Here is a 15,526-nt window from a genome sequence, read left to right on the forward strand (position 1 = left end):
AAATAGGTACCGAAACACGTGGAAAGAGGATCATGAAGACGCATCTCGTACGCACTCGCCGCTCGGCCGAAGAGTTCCCCAAGGATGAGCATCTGGCGTGGAAGATCGCGGAAGTTGCGACAGATTCCGTCGAGGTTGCCGATGCGACTGCCGACATGATCGTCAACAGAATCATCGACAATGCATCCGTCGCCGCGGCCTCCCTGGTGCGCCGTCCGGTCGTCAATGCCCGTGCGCAGGCACAGGCTCATCCCTATACCCCCGGCGCTACGGTCTTCGGTGTCAGTGGCACCTTCTCACCGGAATGGGCAGCGTGGGCCAATGGCGTCGCAGTTCGTGAACTCGACTTCCACGACACCTTCCTCGCCGCTGAGTACTCGCATCCCGGTGACAACATTCCACCGACCCTCGCGGTGGCCCAGCACACGGGGCGCGACGGCAAGGACCTGATCCGCGGACTTGCAACGGGATACGAAATCCAGATCGACCTGGTTAAGGCAATCTGCCTGCACGAGCACAAGATCGACCATGTCGCTCACCTCGGCCCCTCGGCCGCCGCCGGTATCGGAACCCTGCTCGGCCTCGACACCGAGACGGTCTACCAGGCGATCGGTCAGGCACTGCACCTGACGACGGCCACCCGTCAGTCCCGCAAGGGCGAAATTTCCAGCTGGAAGGCATACGCCCCGGCGTTGGCCGGCAAGGTTGCCGTCGAAGCTGTTGACCGTGCGATGCGCGGGGAAGGTGCCCCCTCGCCGATCTGGGAAGGCGAAGACGGCGTCATTGCGTGGATGCTCGGCGGACCCGAGAAGGAATACCACGTTCCGCTGCCCGGTACCGGTGAGTCGAAGCGTGCGATCCTCGATTCCTACACCAAGGAACATTCCGCGGAGTACCAGAGCCAGGCTCCGATCGACCTCGCACGTCGGATGCGTTCCCGTGTAGGCGATCTCGATCAGATCGCGTCGATCGTCCTGCACACCAGTCACCACACGCACGTCGTGATCGGCACGGGTTCCGGTGATCCGCAGAAGTTCGATCCCACTGCTTCGCGTGAGACACTTGACCACTCGGTGATGTACATCTTCGCTGTGGCCTTGCAAGACGGTACATGGCATCACGAGCATTCCTATGCTCCCGAGCGTGCACAGCGCCCGGACACGATCGAGTTGTGGAACAAGATCTCCACGTGTGAAGACCCCGAATGGACCCGCCGCTACCACTCGATCGATCCGGACGAGAAGGGATTTGGTGCCCGCGCCGAGATCACTCTCGAGAGCGGTGAGGTCATCATCGACGAACTCGCCGTGGCCGACGCACATCCGTTGGGCGCGCGTCCCTTCGCTCGCGATCAGTACATCGCAAAGTTCCGCACCCTCGCCGAGGGCGTCATCGAACCGGGCGAGCAGGACCGCTTCCTCGACGCTGCGCAGCGCACTGCAGAGCTGAAGGCGGGTGAGCTGAACCAGCTCACCTTCACGATCTCCGACGACGTACTCGCTCGGGCACCCAAGGTCACCAAGGGGATCTTCTGATGACGGGCCTCATCGCAGCCTCGACGTCCGCCGCGGACAAGCGCATCGCTTTCCAGGCAGGCTTGACGTCGGGTAAGATTCAGCGACTACCTGGTGCCATCAATCCGTTGACGGCCAAGCTCATTCAGGAAATCGGGTTCGAAGGTGTCTACGTTTCCGGCGGTGCATATTCTGCCGGGCTGGCGCTTCCCGACATCGGGTTGACCACGCTCACCGAGGTGGCCGGCCACAGCAAGCAAATTGCCCGCGTCACCGATCTTCCGACGCTCATCGACGCGGACACCGGATTCGGTGAGCCAATGAGTGCGGCCCGCACGGTCACGATCTTCGAGGACGACGGCATTGCCGGTCTGCATCTCGAAGATCAGATCAACCCCAAGCGTTGCGGGCACCTCGACGGCAAGGCAATCGTGCCTACCGAGGACATGGTGCGGCGTATTCGGGCGGCCGTGTCTGCGCGCCGTGATCCGAACTTCGTGATCTGCGCCCGAACCGACGCCGCGGGAATCGACGGTATCGATGCCGCGATCGAGCGTGCCAAGGCCTACGCCGATGCCGGCGCCGATCTGATCTTCACGGAGGCTCTCGCCACCGAGGCCGACTTCGAGAAGTTTCGCGCGGCAGTCGACGTTCCGCTGCTCGCCAACATGACCGAGTTCGGAAAGTCGAATCTCATCTCGGCAAAGACGTTGGAAGAGATCGGCTTCAACGCCGTCATCTACCCCGTGACCACCCTCCGGCTGGCGATGTTCGCCATCGAAAAGGGACTTCACGAGATTCATGCAGAAGGCACTCAGGAAGGCCTGCTCGGTGAGATGCAGCACCGCAGCCGTCTCTACGAGCTTCTCGAGTACGAACGTTACAACGAATTCGACAGTGGCATTTTCAATTTCAGCTTGGAGGGGAGTAGGACATGACCGAACAGATTCCGACGATCTACAAGGGTTTGGCGGGAGTTGTCGTTGACACGACGGCGATCTCCAAGGTGGTGCCCGAGACGAATTCGTTGACGTATCGCGGTTATGCGGTGCAGGATCTTGCCGCCAACTGCAGCTTCGAAGAAGTTGCGTACCTGCTCTGGTATGGCGAACTGCCAACTCCGGAGCAACTCGAATTGCTTTGTCTACGTGAGCGTGCGGCCCGTCGCGCTGATCGGTCATTGCTCTCGTTGCTGACGAAGATGCCGGACAACTGTCATCCGATGGACGTGGTCCGCACTGCCATCAGCTATCTCGGGGCCGAAGATCCAGCGGAGGACGACAATTCGGCGCCAGAGAATCTTGCGAAGGCGCTTCGAATGACGGCAGTTCTGCCGACGATTGTCGCAGCCGACTTCCGTCGTCGTCGTGGCCAGGATCCCACCCCGCCGCAGTCCGAACTGGGTTTTGCCGAGAACTTCCTCAACATGTGCTTCGGCGCGGTACCGGACGAGGCAATCGTCAAGGCTTTCGAAGTATCCCTGATTCTGTACGCAGAGCACAGCTTTAACGCCTCGACGTTTGCGGCTCGTGTCGTGACCTCGACGCTGTCCGATATCTACAGCGCTGTCACGGCGGCCATCGGTGCTCTCAAGGGCTCGTTGCATGGCGGTGCAAACGAAGCCGTCATGCACGACATGCTCGAGATCGACGATCCTGATCGTGCGGAGGCATGGATGTCGGCCAAGTTGGCCGCCAAGGACAAGGTGATGGGCTTCGGACACCGTGTCTACAAGAACGGTGACTCGCGGGTTCCGACCATGAAGGACGCCCTCATCGAGGTCGCTGCGGTCACCGATGGCGAGAAGTGGGTGCAGATGTACGACATCCTCGAGAAGACGATGGTCAGCGCCACCGGAATCAAGCCGAATCTCGACTTCCCCACGGGTCCCGCTTATTACCTCATGGGCTTCGACGTCGAGATGTTCACTCCCATCTTCGTGATGAGTCGAATCACCGGGTGGACGGCGCACATTATCGAGCAGGGGCAGTCCAACGCCCTGATCAGGCCGCTGAGCCAGTACTCCGGCGTGCCGCAGCGAACGGTCGTGGCCTGACACCTTCAGACTGCGTCGGTGAGGTTCGGTTCTGGCATCACCGTCTCCTGGCCTCGTCGACGCTTCTCCACGCATGGCCCGCACATTTTCGTGCGGGCTATGCGCATTTCGCGGTACCGAACCACACTCGACAGCGAGGTTTTCTTCTCCATGTTCTCCAAAGTGCTTGTCGCCAACCGAGGCGAAATTGCCATTCGCGCGTTCCGCGCTGCCTACGAACTAGGCGCCGGAACGGTGGCTGTGTTCCCGCACGAGGATCGGAACTCGATCCACCGGTCCAAAGCCGATGAGAGCTATCAGATCGGGGAGAAGGGGCATCCTGTTCGTGCGTATCTCTCAGTGCCGGAAGTAGTTGCCGCAGCGAAGAAGGCGGGTGCCGACGCCGTCTATCCAGGTTATGGATTTCTTTCGGAGAACCCCGAACTTGCGGCAGCATGTGCCGAGGCGGGTATTACGTTCGTGGGGCCGTCGGCCGAGGTGTTGGAGTTGACGGGAAACAAGGCCCGCGCAATCGCAGCAGCGCGAGCAGCGGGACTGCCGGTTCTCGAGTCTTCCGAACCGTCCACCGACGTCGACGCGCTGATGAAAGCTGCGGAGTCGATGGAGTTCCCGATTTTCGTGAAAGCAGTCGCTGGTGGCGGCGGGCGGGGGATGCGCCGCGTTGCCGAACGCTCACAGTTGCGGGAATCGATCGAAGCTGCTGCCCGAGAGGCTGAGTCGGCGTTCGGCGACGCCACCGTGTTCCTCGAGCAGGCAGTGGTCGACCCTCGCCATATCGAAGTGCAGATCCTCGCTGACGGCGAGGGCAACTTTATCCACCTGTTCGAGCGCGACTGCAGTGTGCAACGACGCCATCAGAAGGTCGTAGAAATTGCGCCTGCTCCGAACCTTCCGGCCGGACTGCGCGAGAAGATCTGTGCCGATGCCGTGGCCTTTGCGAAAGCCATCAACTACTCGTGTGCCGGCACCGTCGAGTTCCTGCTCGACACTCGTGGCAACCACGTGTTCATCGAGATGAACCCGCGAATCCAGGTGGAGCACACTGTCACCGAAGAAGTGACGGACGTCGATCTGGTCCAGGCGCAACTCCGAATCGCTTCGGGTGAGACCCTCGCCGATCTGGGACTTCGGCAGGAGTCGATCGTTCTGCGCGGCGCGGCACTTCAATTGCGCATCACTACCGAGGACCCGGCAAACGGCTTTCGGCCGGACACCGGGCGCATCACCGCTTACCGCACACCGGGTGGTGCCGGGGTCCGCCTTGACGGCGGCACGACGCTCGGTGCGGAAGTCGGCGCCCATTTCGATTCCATGTTGGTGAAGCTGACCTGCCGCGGACGCGATCTCCCCACAGCCATCTCGCGGGCCAGGCGCGCAGTCACCGAATTCCGCATTCGTGGAGTTTCCACCAATATCCCCTTCCTGCAAGCAGTTCTAGACGACGCGGACTTCCGTGCGGGCGAGGTGACAACATCGTTCATCGAGGAACGTCCCCGGCTTCTCACGTCGCGGGTATCGGCAGACCGGGGAACGAAGATCCTCACCTATCTCGCCGACGTGACGGTGAACCAGCCGAACGGAAAGCGGCCGTCGCAGGGCTATCCGCACGACAAACTCCCGAAAATCGACCTGACCACGACACCGAAAGACGGTTCCAAGCAGCGACTTGTGGAGTTGGGTCCGGCCGGTTTTGCTGCTGCCTTGCGTCAGCAGAATGCCGTGGCCGTCACGGATACCACATTCCGTGACGCGCATCAGTCACTTCTCGCGACCAGGGTTCGTACCAGCGGTCTCCTCGCGGTGGCCGGCCATGTGTCTCGGATGACTCCGGAACTGTTGTCCATCGAGGCTTGGGGTGGTGCAACTTATGATGTGGCGCTTCGCTTCTTGAAGGAAGATCCATGGGAGAGGCTCGCGGCGTTGCGTGAAGCAGTTCCGAATATCTGCTTACAGATGTTGCTGCGTGGCCGTAACACCGTCGGGTACACGCCGTATCCGGAAAAGGTGACCACCGCGTTCGTGGAGGAAGCTGCCCGTACCGGCGTCGATATCTTCCGAATCTTCGACGCTCTCAACAACATAGATCAGATGCGACCGGCCATCGACGCAGTTCGCGAGACCGGCACGACAGTCGCGGAGGTGGCGCTCAGTTACACCGGTGACCTGTCGAATCCTGCGGAGAAGCTCTACACGCTCGACTACTACCTCCGCCTCGCGGAGGAGATCGTGGAAGCGGGAGCTCACGTTCTCGCGATCAAGGACATGGCAGGATTGCTTCGGGCACCTGCCGCCGCGACTCTCGTTTCCGCACTGCGGAGCAACTTCGACCTTCCGGTGCACGTCCACACCCACGACACTCCGGGCGGACAGCTCGCGACTTACCTGGCGGCGTGGCAGGCCGGCGCCGACGCGGTGGACGGCGCCTCTGCTCCGATGGCCGGAACCACCAGTCAGCCGGCGTTGTCGGCGATCGTGGCCGCCGCGGCTCACTCCGAGTACGACACTGGAATTGATCTTGCGGCCGTGTGCAACCTGGAACCCTACTGGGAGTCATTGCGAAAGGTGTACTCACCGTTCGAGTCCGGTGTTCCGGCGCCGACCGGCCGGGTCTACACACACGAGATTCCCGGTGGCCAGCTGTCCAATCTACGCACCCAGGCAACGGCATTGGGTCTAGGTGAACGTTTCGAGGATGTCGAGTCGAAGTATGCGGCGGCAGACCGGATGCTGGGGCGTCTCGTCAAGGTGACGCCGTCATCGAAGGTGGTCGGCGACTTGGCTCTTCACCTGGTGGGTGCGGGAGTGAGCGCCGATGAGTTTGCTGCAGATCCTGCGAAGTTCGATATCCCCGAATCGGTGATCGGCTTTCTGCGTGGCGAATTGGGTACTCCGCCGGCCGGTTGGCCGGAGCCGTTCCGTACCAGGGCATTGGAAGGCCGTGGTCCGGCAAAGCCCGAGGTGAAGCTGTCCGTCGAGGATACGAAAGCGCTTGACGGAGAATCCGGGGAAGTCCGGTCGACGTTGAATCGGTTGTTGTTCCCCGGTCCGACACGGGACTACCTGGAACACCTCGAGCATTACGGTGACACCTCGAGGCTTTCCGCAAATCAGTTCTTCTACGGTTTGCGCCGCGGCGAGGAACATCGCGTGAAACTCGAACCTGGCGTGGAATTGATCATCGGACTCGAAGCGATCTCCGAGCCGGACGAGCGCGGGTTCCGGACGGTGATGTGCATCCTCAACGGTCAACTGAGGCCGGTTTCGGTGCGAGACCGGAGCATCGCCGACACCGTTCCGGCTGCAGAGAAGGCTGACCGGAGCATTCCTGGGCACGTTCCCGCACCATTTGCCGGAGTGGTGACATTGACTGTCGAACCGGGGCAGAAGGTCTCGGCTGGTGACACGGTTGCCACGATCGAGGCGATGAAGATGGAGGCCTCGATCACCGTGCCATGCGCCGGTTTCGTGGGCAGGCTCGCCATTGCCCCGTTGGCACAGGTGGAGGGTGGTGACTTGCTGGTGGTGATCGAGCCGTAAGTACTTCCGGCTGCGGCCGATCGTGTTACTGGAGCAGTTGCCCTCGGATAAGTCCGTAGTCTTCGCGCAGCCATCGGGTGAACTGGTCGCCGTCCATCTCGGTGGCCTGTACCCGCGGTAAGGCGCAGGGGTCGTCACTGCCGATCGCAGGCATGGGCACGCTGGTGCACGCGACGTCGATGCCGAGTTCGCGGACCGCAGCCCGGGCAGTGTCGTCGAAACGCCCGTACGGGTACGAGAATCGAGTGATCGGACGGCCGGACAGCTCCTCGATCTTGCGGTGTCCGGCGCTGATCTGCGTGCGCTGCCGCTCAGCCGGAAGGTCTGTCAACGAGACGTGGTCGAGTGTGTGACTGCCGAGGGTGATCAGCGGGTGATCGGCGAGTTGCGCGAACTGTTCCGCGTCGAGGGCCACTCGCGACGTTGGCGTCGTCGCCATTCGACCTCCCCAGGCCAGCACATGATCGATCGCGTCGTCCTGCTCGGTCGGCTCCAGCACGACGATTGCGTCCCAGAGCGCGCGAAACAACGCTTGACGGGAGGTTGTGATCTCGCCGCTGTCGGCACGCCAGCGCGCATTCGTCGCGCTGTCGCCGGGGCCCTCGTTCAGCGTGAAGGTCCGCCGGCCTTTTCCGAACGGAAAATCCAGCCGATCCGGTAGTGGTTCACCGCTCGGCACGGCGCGTTGCAAACCGTCCCACCAGAATTCGCGGGTGCGACCGACGGAGTTTCCGATGACAAAGATGGTCGCCGGAATCTCGTAACGTTCGAGTACCGGCAATGCGGCGACAAGATTGTCGACGTAACCGTCGTCGAATGTCACGGCCAACTGGGAACCGGTGCGCGTATAGGCATCGCTGCCCGCAAAGTTCGCGAGGTCGACGGCGGCACGCGCCTGGGCGAGTACTGCCATCTGGTCGTCGAATGCGTTCGGGGAGACGCAGATTGCCCAGGGGTCGTAGATCTCCTCGCTGATGCAGTGGTACATCAGGATGCCGCCGCGGCGCCGTTGTTTCCGGGTGCGTAGCCGGAGCATCCGGGCGAGGGCGTCACGCCTCGACATCGTCGCCCTTGCGTGCCGCGACCGTCACGATGACGGGGTACTCGGGGTCGAAGACGTTCAGTTCCTGCCTCTTCAGTTCGCGGTCGGCCATGCCGTGCAGGAACGCTGTAGCCGACAGCACATTGCCGAACGCCCGCACGTCGACGCTCTCGCGGGGGAAGGGGCCGTCGAACAGTCGATTCACGGCCAATTCCGTGAACGACCAGTACCAGGTCGAGTTCCACACCGGGTCGGCGATCTGACTGATGCCGGGCACGGTGCACAGCACCACGCCGCCGGGCTTGAGAATGCGATGGAGCGTCGCCACTGCGGCGTTCGTGTCGAAGATCATCTGGAGCGTCTGGGTCAGGATGATGCAGTCGTAGGTGTTGCTCGGCACGTTCGGTGCGTCGGTGAGATCGGCGACGTAGGTCGCGTCTTCCACGTCTGCGACGTGCAGCATGTCCGAACGGGTGACACCCTCACCGAAAGCCTCGGTGTAGGTCCGCTCGCCGATCTCCAGCACGGATCCGGTGATCAGGTGGCTGTTCGTGTCGAGAAAGCCCTCGATGTAGAAGCGATCGATCGGACGTCCACGCTCGAAACCGTATTCACGGCAGATCGGCTCGATCCTTCGGAGGTCGCCGAAACGAACCTTGCCGACGCGCGGCTTCTGTCGCCGATCATTGATTACTCGGAGCACACGGCGGTAGTTGTCCTCGCCCAGAACCGTGCGGGCAAGTGAAGTCCTACTGCGCTGGAGAAGCGTCATCGTCAATCCGTTCTCGGTGTCGGCCAACGGAGTCGGCACAGCAGGCGCAGTCCTCCGAGACCTGGGAACCAGCTGTGTACTCCCTGTGAGTTAGGCGAACCTTACCTAAGGTGGATGCGGCAGCTGTCAGGGGGTCCCGCTGGAATCTCCCAGGGGCGAACGAAGAGCTCGGTGCGACCGGAACGACGACGACGCCGCACAGGAGTCCCACCGAAATAGCGGGGACCTGTGCGGCGTCGAGTCGAGCTATGTGGTTGTGCTTATCGATCTGCCTGCGTGGCCGGGAGGATACGTGCGCTGACCTCACCGAACCCGATGCGTGAATCGCCGGCTGCTGGTGCGGTGGCCGAGATGGAGATGACATCTCCGTCTTCGAGGAAGGTGCGAGTCTCGTCGCCGACAGCGACGGGTTCTTTTCCGCCCCAGGTCAGTTCGATGAAGGCGCCGCGCTGGTTCTTCTCGGGGCCCGAGATCGTTCCGGACGCAAAGAGATCGCCGGTACTCGCGACCGCTCCGTTGATGGTGGTGTGGGCCAACATCTGCGCGGGTGACCAGTACATCTGCGCGTACGGCGGACGGGAGACGACGTGACCGTTCCATTCGACAGCGAGGTCGATGTCGAGTCCCCACTTTTCCTCGCCGCGCAGGTAGGGGAGGGGTTCGGGATCCTGGACGGGAGTGTCGATGCGGGCAGCTTCGAGAGCGAGAAGCGGGACGACCCACGGGGAGATGGACGTGGCAAAGCTCTTGCCCAGGTTGGGGCCGAGCGGGACGTATTCCCACGCCTGAATGTCGCGGGCAGACCAGTCGTTCACGACAACGGCGCCGAAGACGTGGTCGGCAAATTCGTCAGGCGTGATGGAATCGCCCATCTTCGAAGGGGTTCCGACGATGAATCCCATCTCGGCCTCGATGTCGAGGCGGCGCGACGGTCCGAAATCCGGGTTCGCCTGGTCAGGGCTCTTGCGCTGGCCACAGGGACGAATGATGTCTGTGCCGGATACGACGACGGTGCTCGAACGCCCGTGGTAGCCCACAGGAAGGTGCTTCCAGTTGGGCATCAGGGGAGCGGAATCCGGGCGGAAGAGACGGCCGAGGTTGGTGGCGTGATTCTCCGACGCATAGAAGTCGACGTAGTCGGCCACTGTGATCGGCAGATGCATCTCGACGGAGTCGATGGAAAAGACTGCGTCGGAGGGGATTTCCCCGGTTGCAAGTTCGGTGATCTGGTTGCGCACGGATACCCAGCGATCGCGGCCTTGTGCCATGAACGCGTTCAACGTCGGTTCCGAGAAGACGGAATCGCCCAGTGCCACTGCAAGGTCGATGACAGAGTCACCCACTCGAACGCCGACACGCGGAGCGCCGCCTGCGGGGGAGAACACACCGTATGGCAGATTGTCGAGCCCGAAGAGCGAGTCGGCGGGAATGTTGATGGTCGTCATGGTCATGCGAGTGTTCCTTCTGTCTTCTCGGACCGGTTGATCAGTCCCAGGTCTTCGAGTTCGGTCAGTGGGTCCGAGATGCTGCAGGTGCCGAACGAGAGGAAGCGTCGACGCACGTCCTGGTCATCGAGTTCGGACACGCTGTGTGCGATAGCGGTTCCGTCCCGTTCTGCCAGTGCTGCAACTACATCGGACCGATCTGCGCCGGTCGCCGCAGCGCCGACTGCCGACAGGATGTTGAGGAAGCCGTGCTGCTCGAAACCCGTGTCGGGATCTGTGTTCCGTACGGCATGATGCAGCCCTGCGGTGGCCTTGAACGGAATACCAGCGCGGACAACGGAAATGATGGCGTCAGCGAGTTCGTTCTCGTCGGGATACGCCTCGGCCTGAACGCCGCCGGTGCGGAACTTCGCGCTGTAACCGGCTTTTTCCAGCGCGGCAATGTAGCTGTCGCGTCGGTCGTCGCGGGGAACCTCGACAAAGATGTCGATGTAGGGATACGCGGCGTGAATGCGCGCCAGCTCGTCGAAAGCATGATCGGCCGCTACGCCGGAAGGTGTTCCAACCTCCACCGCTACGACATCGACGCCGGGGATGGCCAAGGCCTTCGCCACCGCTGCCGCAGTGGCGTCCGGACCGGCAGGAACTGTGAGGCTCAGTGCCACAGGATGATCGGCAGAGATGTGAGCGGAGAGTTCGTCCAATCGCGGTGCGGGAAAGACGAAGGGGCCGACCAATGCGGAGTAGCCGGCTTCGAGGTACGACTGATGCGACGGAACTGCTTCGGCGAGAGGCGCATTGCCGGGTGGGAAGAGGGCGGCGTCGTCGCACAGACCGCGCAGGAGTGGGGAGATGACGGTCATTGTGCAGGCCCCCGTCCGGCCCAACTCCAGGCGTAGTTGTCGTCTTCGCATGCTAACGCGCCTTCGCCGAGTTCGAGCGGCCGGAACGTGTCGACCATGACGGCCAGCTCGTCGAAGAACTCTGCACCGATGCTGCGCTCGTACGCTCCTGGCTGCGGGCCGTGTGCGTGTCCGCCGGGATGAACCGAGATGGAACCCTGGCCGATGCCGGAACCCTTGCGTGCTTCGTAGTCGCCGCCGCAATAGAACATGATCTCGTCGGAGTCGACATTGGAGTGGTAGTACGGCACAGGAATCGACAGTGGATGGTAGTCGACCTTGCGTGGCACGAAGTTACAGATCACGAAGTTGTTGCCCTCGAATGCCTGATGCGCCGGCGGCGGCTGGTGAACGCGGCCGGTGATGGGTTCGTAGTCGGAGATGTTGAACGTGTACGGGTACAGGCAACCGTCCCAGCCGACCACGTCGAAGGGATGCGTCGGGTAGACCATGCGGGTTCCCACGATGCCGGCCGACGTCCGGTGCTTGACCAAGACCTCCACATCGGTACCTTCGGCGATCAGGGGAGCCGTGGGTCCGTGTAGGTCGCGCTCGCAGAACGGTGCGTTCTCGAGCAACTGGCCGAATCGTGAGAGGTAACGCTTGGGCGGAACGATGTGGCTGTTCGCTTCGATCGCGTAGGCGCGTAGTGGCTTGTCGCCCTTGGGGATCCAGCGATGCGTCGTGGACATCGGGATGAGGACGTAGTCGCCTTCGCGTGCTTCGAGTGCGCCGAATACCGTTTCGACAGTGGCTTCACCGGATTCGATGTAGACCATCTCGTCGCCGATTGCGTTGCGGTACAGGGGCGATGCCGCGCCGGCAATGACGTAGGACAGGCGGACGTCGGCATTGCCGAGGATCAGGCGCCGTCCGGTCACCACATCCGTTTCGGCCCAGATACTTTCCGGGAACAGGTCGTGCAGCTTCAGATGCCGCGGTTTGAGTGGGTGATTGGGCGTGGTGCTCTGGTCACGCAGTTCCCAGAGCGTGGCGTCGACGATCGCCGACGGAATCTCACGGTGGTACAGGAGCGACGAGTCGGAGGAGAATCCTTCTTCGCCCATCAACTCCTCGTAGTAGAGGTTTCCTGCTTCGTCACGGTGCTGAGTGTGACGCTTCGGGGGGACATTGCCGAGTTGTCGGTAGAACGCCATGTCCGGCCTCCTTCTGTGCTGTTTCCGTCTGACTCACGTTGACCAGATAGTAAACACATTAACTAAAATGATGTGACAGGTGCAACCCTTTAGGGGGTGCGGGTTGTGTTGTTAGTTCCGTCCGCGCACGTCGAACTGGCTGCGATTGCTGATCAGTTTGTCCAGGAGCATCACAAGAATCCGCTGCTCAGCTTCGCTGAGGACGCTGACCCACGCGTGTTCGCGCTCGTTCTGCTCGCGAAACGCCTCGACCATCGCGTCTCTGCCCATCTCGGTCAGGTAGAGCTGCACCGAACGGCCGTCGTTCTCGGTAGGGCGACGATCGATCAGGCCGTCGGCCAGCAGTGATTTGGACAGGTTCGACACGGCCGCCCGACTCATTCCAGTGAGCTCGGCAGCGGCTTTCGGCTCGATCGGCCCGGCCAGCCAGGTCACGAACATCAGGCGGAAGGATGACCACGACCAGCCGCGTGGTCGGTGTATCGACGACTCGAGGTCATACGTGACCACGTTGGATGCGCGGTTGAGTGTCAGGAGAACCTCGGTGGCGAGGTGGTGGCGAAAGCCGTGCTCGTCGGACAGTCTTTTGTTCGCCAACTCGATGAACGACCAAAAATTGAGCTCTCCGGCCGTTCCCTGAGTTTCTTCTGCTGCGGCTTCCATGGCGTCACTCTAGCGCGATCAAGAGGCACGTTTGTATATGAATGTACTAAAAGGGGCCTACGGCCCCTGTGCGCCTTTCCAGTAGTGCCCACTACCAAAAAGGCGCACAGGGGGGGCGGAGCCCCCTACAACTCCGCTCGCACCAGCTTTGCCGCCTCGACGAGGTTACGCAGCGACGCTTCTACCTCGACCGGACCTCGTGTCTTCAAGCCGCAGTCAGGATTGACCCACAACCGTTCCACCGGGACAGCCTCGAGTGCTTCACGCAGCGAGCCGGCAATCTCGTCGACGCTCGGCACCCGCGGAGAGTGAATGTCGTACACGCCGGGGCCGACGCCAAGGTCGAACCCGACGGCGCTGAGGTCGTCCAAAACCTCCATGTGTGAGCGGGCCGCCTCGATCGAGGTCACATCGGCATCCAGTCCCGCGATCGCGCCGATCACGGCACCGAACTCCGAGTAGCAGAGATGGGTGTGGATCGCCGTGGAATCCGCGACGCCCGACGTTGCCAGCCGGAACGACCCGACCGACCAGTCCAGGTATGCCGACTGATCGGCGGCTCGCAACGGGAGCAGTTCACGAAGTGCGGGCTCGTCTACCTGGATGATGCCGATGCCGGCAGCCTGTAGGTCGACGGTTTCGTCCCGAATCGCCAGTGCAACCTGATTGGCGGAGTCGGCAAGTGGCTGATCGTCACGCACGAACGACCACGCCAGAATCGTGACCGGTCCTGTGAGCATCCCCTTGACCGGCTTGTCGGTCAGTGACTGCGCGTAGGTGATCCAGTCGACTGTCATCGGCTTCGGCCGGGAGACATCGCCGTAAAGGATCGGCGGACGTACACAGCGCGTTCCGTACGACTGCACCCAACCGTTCGCGGTCGCGAAGAATCCCTCGAGCTGTTCGGCGAAGTACTGGACCATGTCGTTGCGTTCGGGTTCTCCGTGCACGAGCACGTCCAGGTTCAACTTCTCTTGGAGCGCAACCACATCCGCGATCTCGGCGCGCATGCGCGAGATGTATTCGCCTCCGTCGATCTCTCCCTTGCGCAATGCCGCACGAGCCACCCGAATCTTGGATGTCTGCGGGTACGAACCGATAGTGGTGGTCGGAAGGGGAGGAAGCGACAGCAATTCGGCCTGAGCTTTACGGCGCTCTGCTGCCGGTGCGCGGTTGGTCGCCGAATTCAGCACGGCGTCAAGACGCCCACGCACGCGTGCGTCGTTGAGTCGCTTGTCGTCCCTGCGAGTCGACGCGGCGGCGCGAGCGAGGCCGAATTCGTCCTCGACGGATTCGCGACCCTGGGTCAGTGCGGTGGCAAGTGTTGCCACTTCCCGCACCTTTTCGGCGCCGAATGCAAGCCAGGAGCGAAGGGCTTTGTCGAGATCAGGTTCCTGCGAGAGTGAGTACGGAACGTGCAGGAGTGAGCACGACGTGGAGACGGCAAGCCTCTCGACGCTGCCGAGCAACCCGCCAAGCGTGGACAGCGCCGAATCCAGGTCCGTTCGCCAGATGTTACGACCGTCGACAACTCCGGCGACTACCAATTTTCGGGCGAGGTCTGAGACGGAACCTATCGAATCATGTCCTGCGACAAGGTCGATCGCAAAACCGTCGACTGCGGTGGACGCCAGGGCGGGCAGTGCATCGCCCAACGAGCCGAAGTACGACGCCAGCAAAATTGCCGGTCGGTTCGACAACAACGAAAGCTGTTCGTAGAGCGACCGCGCGGCCTCGATCTCCTCGTCGGTGCGGTCGCCGACGAGCGCCGGTTCGTCGATCTGTACCCACGTGGCCCCGGCTTCGGCGAGCTTGCCGAGAAGGTCCGCGTACAGCGGAACCAGTTCATCGGTCCGCGTCAGAAGAGGTTCTTCGGTTCCGACAGCCTTCGAGAGGAGAAGGAACGTGACGGGTCCGATAACAACCGGGCGAGCGGGAATTCCGTCGGCGAGTGCTTCCGCCAGTTCGCCGAGCACCTTGGAGGCGTCGAGCGCGAAAGTCGTCGACGGTGAAATCTCGGGGACCAGATAGTGGTAATTGGTATCGAACCACTTCGTCATCTCGAGCGGGGCGATGGTGTCGGTGCCGCGTGCGGCCGCAAAATAGCGGTCCAACGGATCGGCGACGGAGGCGACCCGCTCGGGCAACGCCCCGAGAAGCACTGCCGTGTCGAGCATCTGGTCGTAGAAGGAAAAAGTGTTGACCGGGATGGAGTCGAGACCCTGGTCACGAAGGTCGGCCAAGCCCTGCCGACGGAGGTCACGAGCTACTCGCGCCAAGGCGTCGGCGTCGATACGCCCCGCCCAGTAGCTTTCGATGGCCCGCTTGAGTTCGCGATGAGGACCGATGCGCGGAGAGCCCAGCACGGTCGCGGTGAATGTTGTTGTCACGGAGTTTCTCCAGATTGCCATTGCACTGATGGCCACTGCCGGCAGACG

General features: G+C 62.1%; 11 protein-coding genes. 4 read left to right on the plus strand and 7 right to left on the minus strand.

All coding sequences use genetic code 11. The annotated features are described in order from the left end of the window. Positions 1–32: 32 nt before the first annotated feature. The 4 genes from prpD (at position 33) to RG2_RS17300 (ending at position 7,107) form a co-directional block, all read left to right on the plus strand. The gene (gene prpD / locus RG2_RS17285; protein ID WP_033234018.1) at positions 33–1,535 is read left to right on the plus strand and encodes a 2-methylcitrate dehydratase PrpD; all 1,503 of its coding nucleotides are present in this window, start codon (positions 33–35) and stop codon (positions 1,533–1,535) included. Next, a complete protein-coding gene (prpB, locus tag RG2_RS17290) occupies positions 1,535–2,452 on the plus strand; it encodes a methylisocitrate lyase (protein ID WP_033234019.1) in 918 nt (305 codons plus the stop codon). The genes prpD and prpB overlap by 1 nt, the downstream gene beginning before the upstream one ends. After that, positions 2,449–3,570 (plus strand): bifunctional 2-methylcitrate synthase/citrate synthase, encoded by a 1,122-nt coding sequence (locus RG2_RS17295; RefSeq protein WP_033234020.1) that lies wholly within the window; start codon positions 2,449–2,451, stop codon positions 3,568–3,570. The genes prpB and RG2_RS17295 overlap by 4 nt, the downstream gene beginning before the upstream one ends. 150 nt (positions 3,571–3,720) lie before the next feature. Next, entirely contained in the window at positions 3,721–7,107 is a 3,387-nt protein-coding gene (locus tag RG2_RS17300) for a pyruvate carboxylase (protein ID WP_033234354.1), read from the plus strand. 25 nt (positions 7,108–7,132) lie between these two features. On the opposite strand, the gene RG2_RS17305 is transcribed toward RG2_RS17300, so the two are convergent. From RG2_RS17305 to metE, 7 genes are all read right to left on the minus strand, one after another. Beyond that, complete coding sequence (locus RG2_RS17305; RefSeq protein ID WP_230590119.1) at positions 7,133–8,170, minus strand: polysaccharide deacetylase family protein; 1,038 nt, start codon at positions 8,168–8,170, stop codon at positions 7,133–7,135. After that, a complete protein-coding gene (locus RG2_RS17310; protein WP_230590120.1) occupies positions 8,157–8,960 on the minus strand; it encodes a methyltransferase domain-containing protein in 804 nt (267 codons plus the stop codon). The genes RG2_RS17305 and RG2_RS17310 overlap by 14 nt, the downstream gene beginning before the upstream one ends. A gap of 221 nt (positions 8,961–9,181) precedes the next feature. Beyond that, positions 9,182–10,366: a fumarylacetoacetase gene (fahA, locus tag RG2_RS17315; RefSeq protein ID WP_033234022.1), complete on the minus strand. Its 1,185-nt coding sequence runs from the start codon at positions 10,364–10,366 to the stop codon at positions 9,182–9,184. 2 nt (positions 10,367–10,368) lie between these two features. Beyond that, positions 10,369–11,229 (minus strand): hypothetical protein, encoded by an 861-nt coding sequence (locus tag RG2_RS17320; protein WP_033234023.1) that lies wholly within the window; start codon positions 11,227–11,229, stop codon positions 10,369–10,371. After that, positions 11,226–12,425, minus strand: coding sequence for a homogentisate 1,2-dioxygenase (locus RG2_RS17325; RefSeq protein ID WP_033234024.1), 1,200 nt, complete (start codon positions 12,423–12,425; stop codon positions 11,226–11,228). The genes RG2_RS17320 and RG2_RS17325 overlap by 4 nt, the downstream gene beginning before the upstream one ends. 111 nt (positions 12,426–12,536) lie before the next feature. Beyond that, positions 12,537–13,088, minus strand: coding sequence for a MarR family winged helix-turn-helix transcriptional regulator (locus RG2_RS17330; RefSeq protein WP_033234025.1), 552 nt, complete (start codon positions 13,086–13,088; stop codon positions 12,537–12,539). A gap of 125 nt (positions 13,089–13,213) precedes the next feature. Continuing rightward, on the minus strand, positions 13,214–15,478 hold the full coding sequence (gene metE, locus RG2_RS17335; protein WP_033234356.1) for a 5-methyltetrahydropteroyltriglutamate--homocysteine S-methyltransferase: 2,265 nt from the start codon (positions 15,476–15,478) through the stop codon (positions 13,214–13,216). Positions 15,479–15,526 lie beyond the last annotated feature (48 nt).

Origin of the sequence: Rhodococcus globerulus NBRC 14531, assembly GCF_001894805.1 — a bacterium.
Lineage (GTDB): Bacteria > Actinomycetota > Actinomycetes > Mycobacteriales > Mycobacteriaceae > Rhodococcus_F > Rhodococcus_F globerula.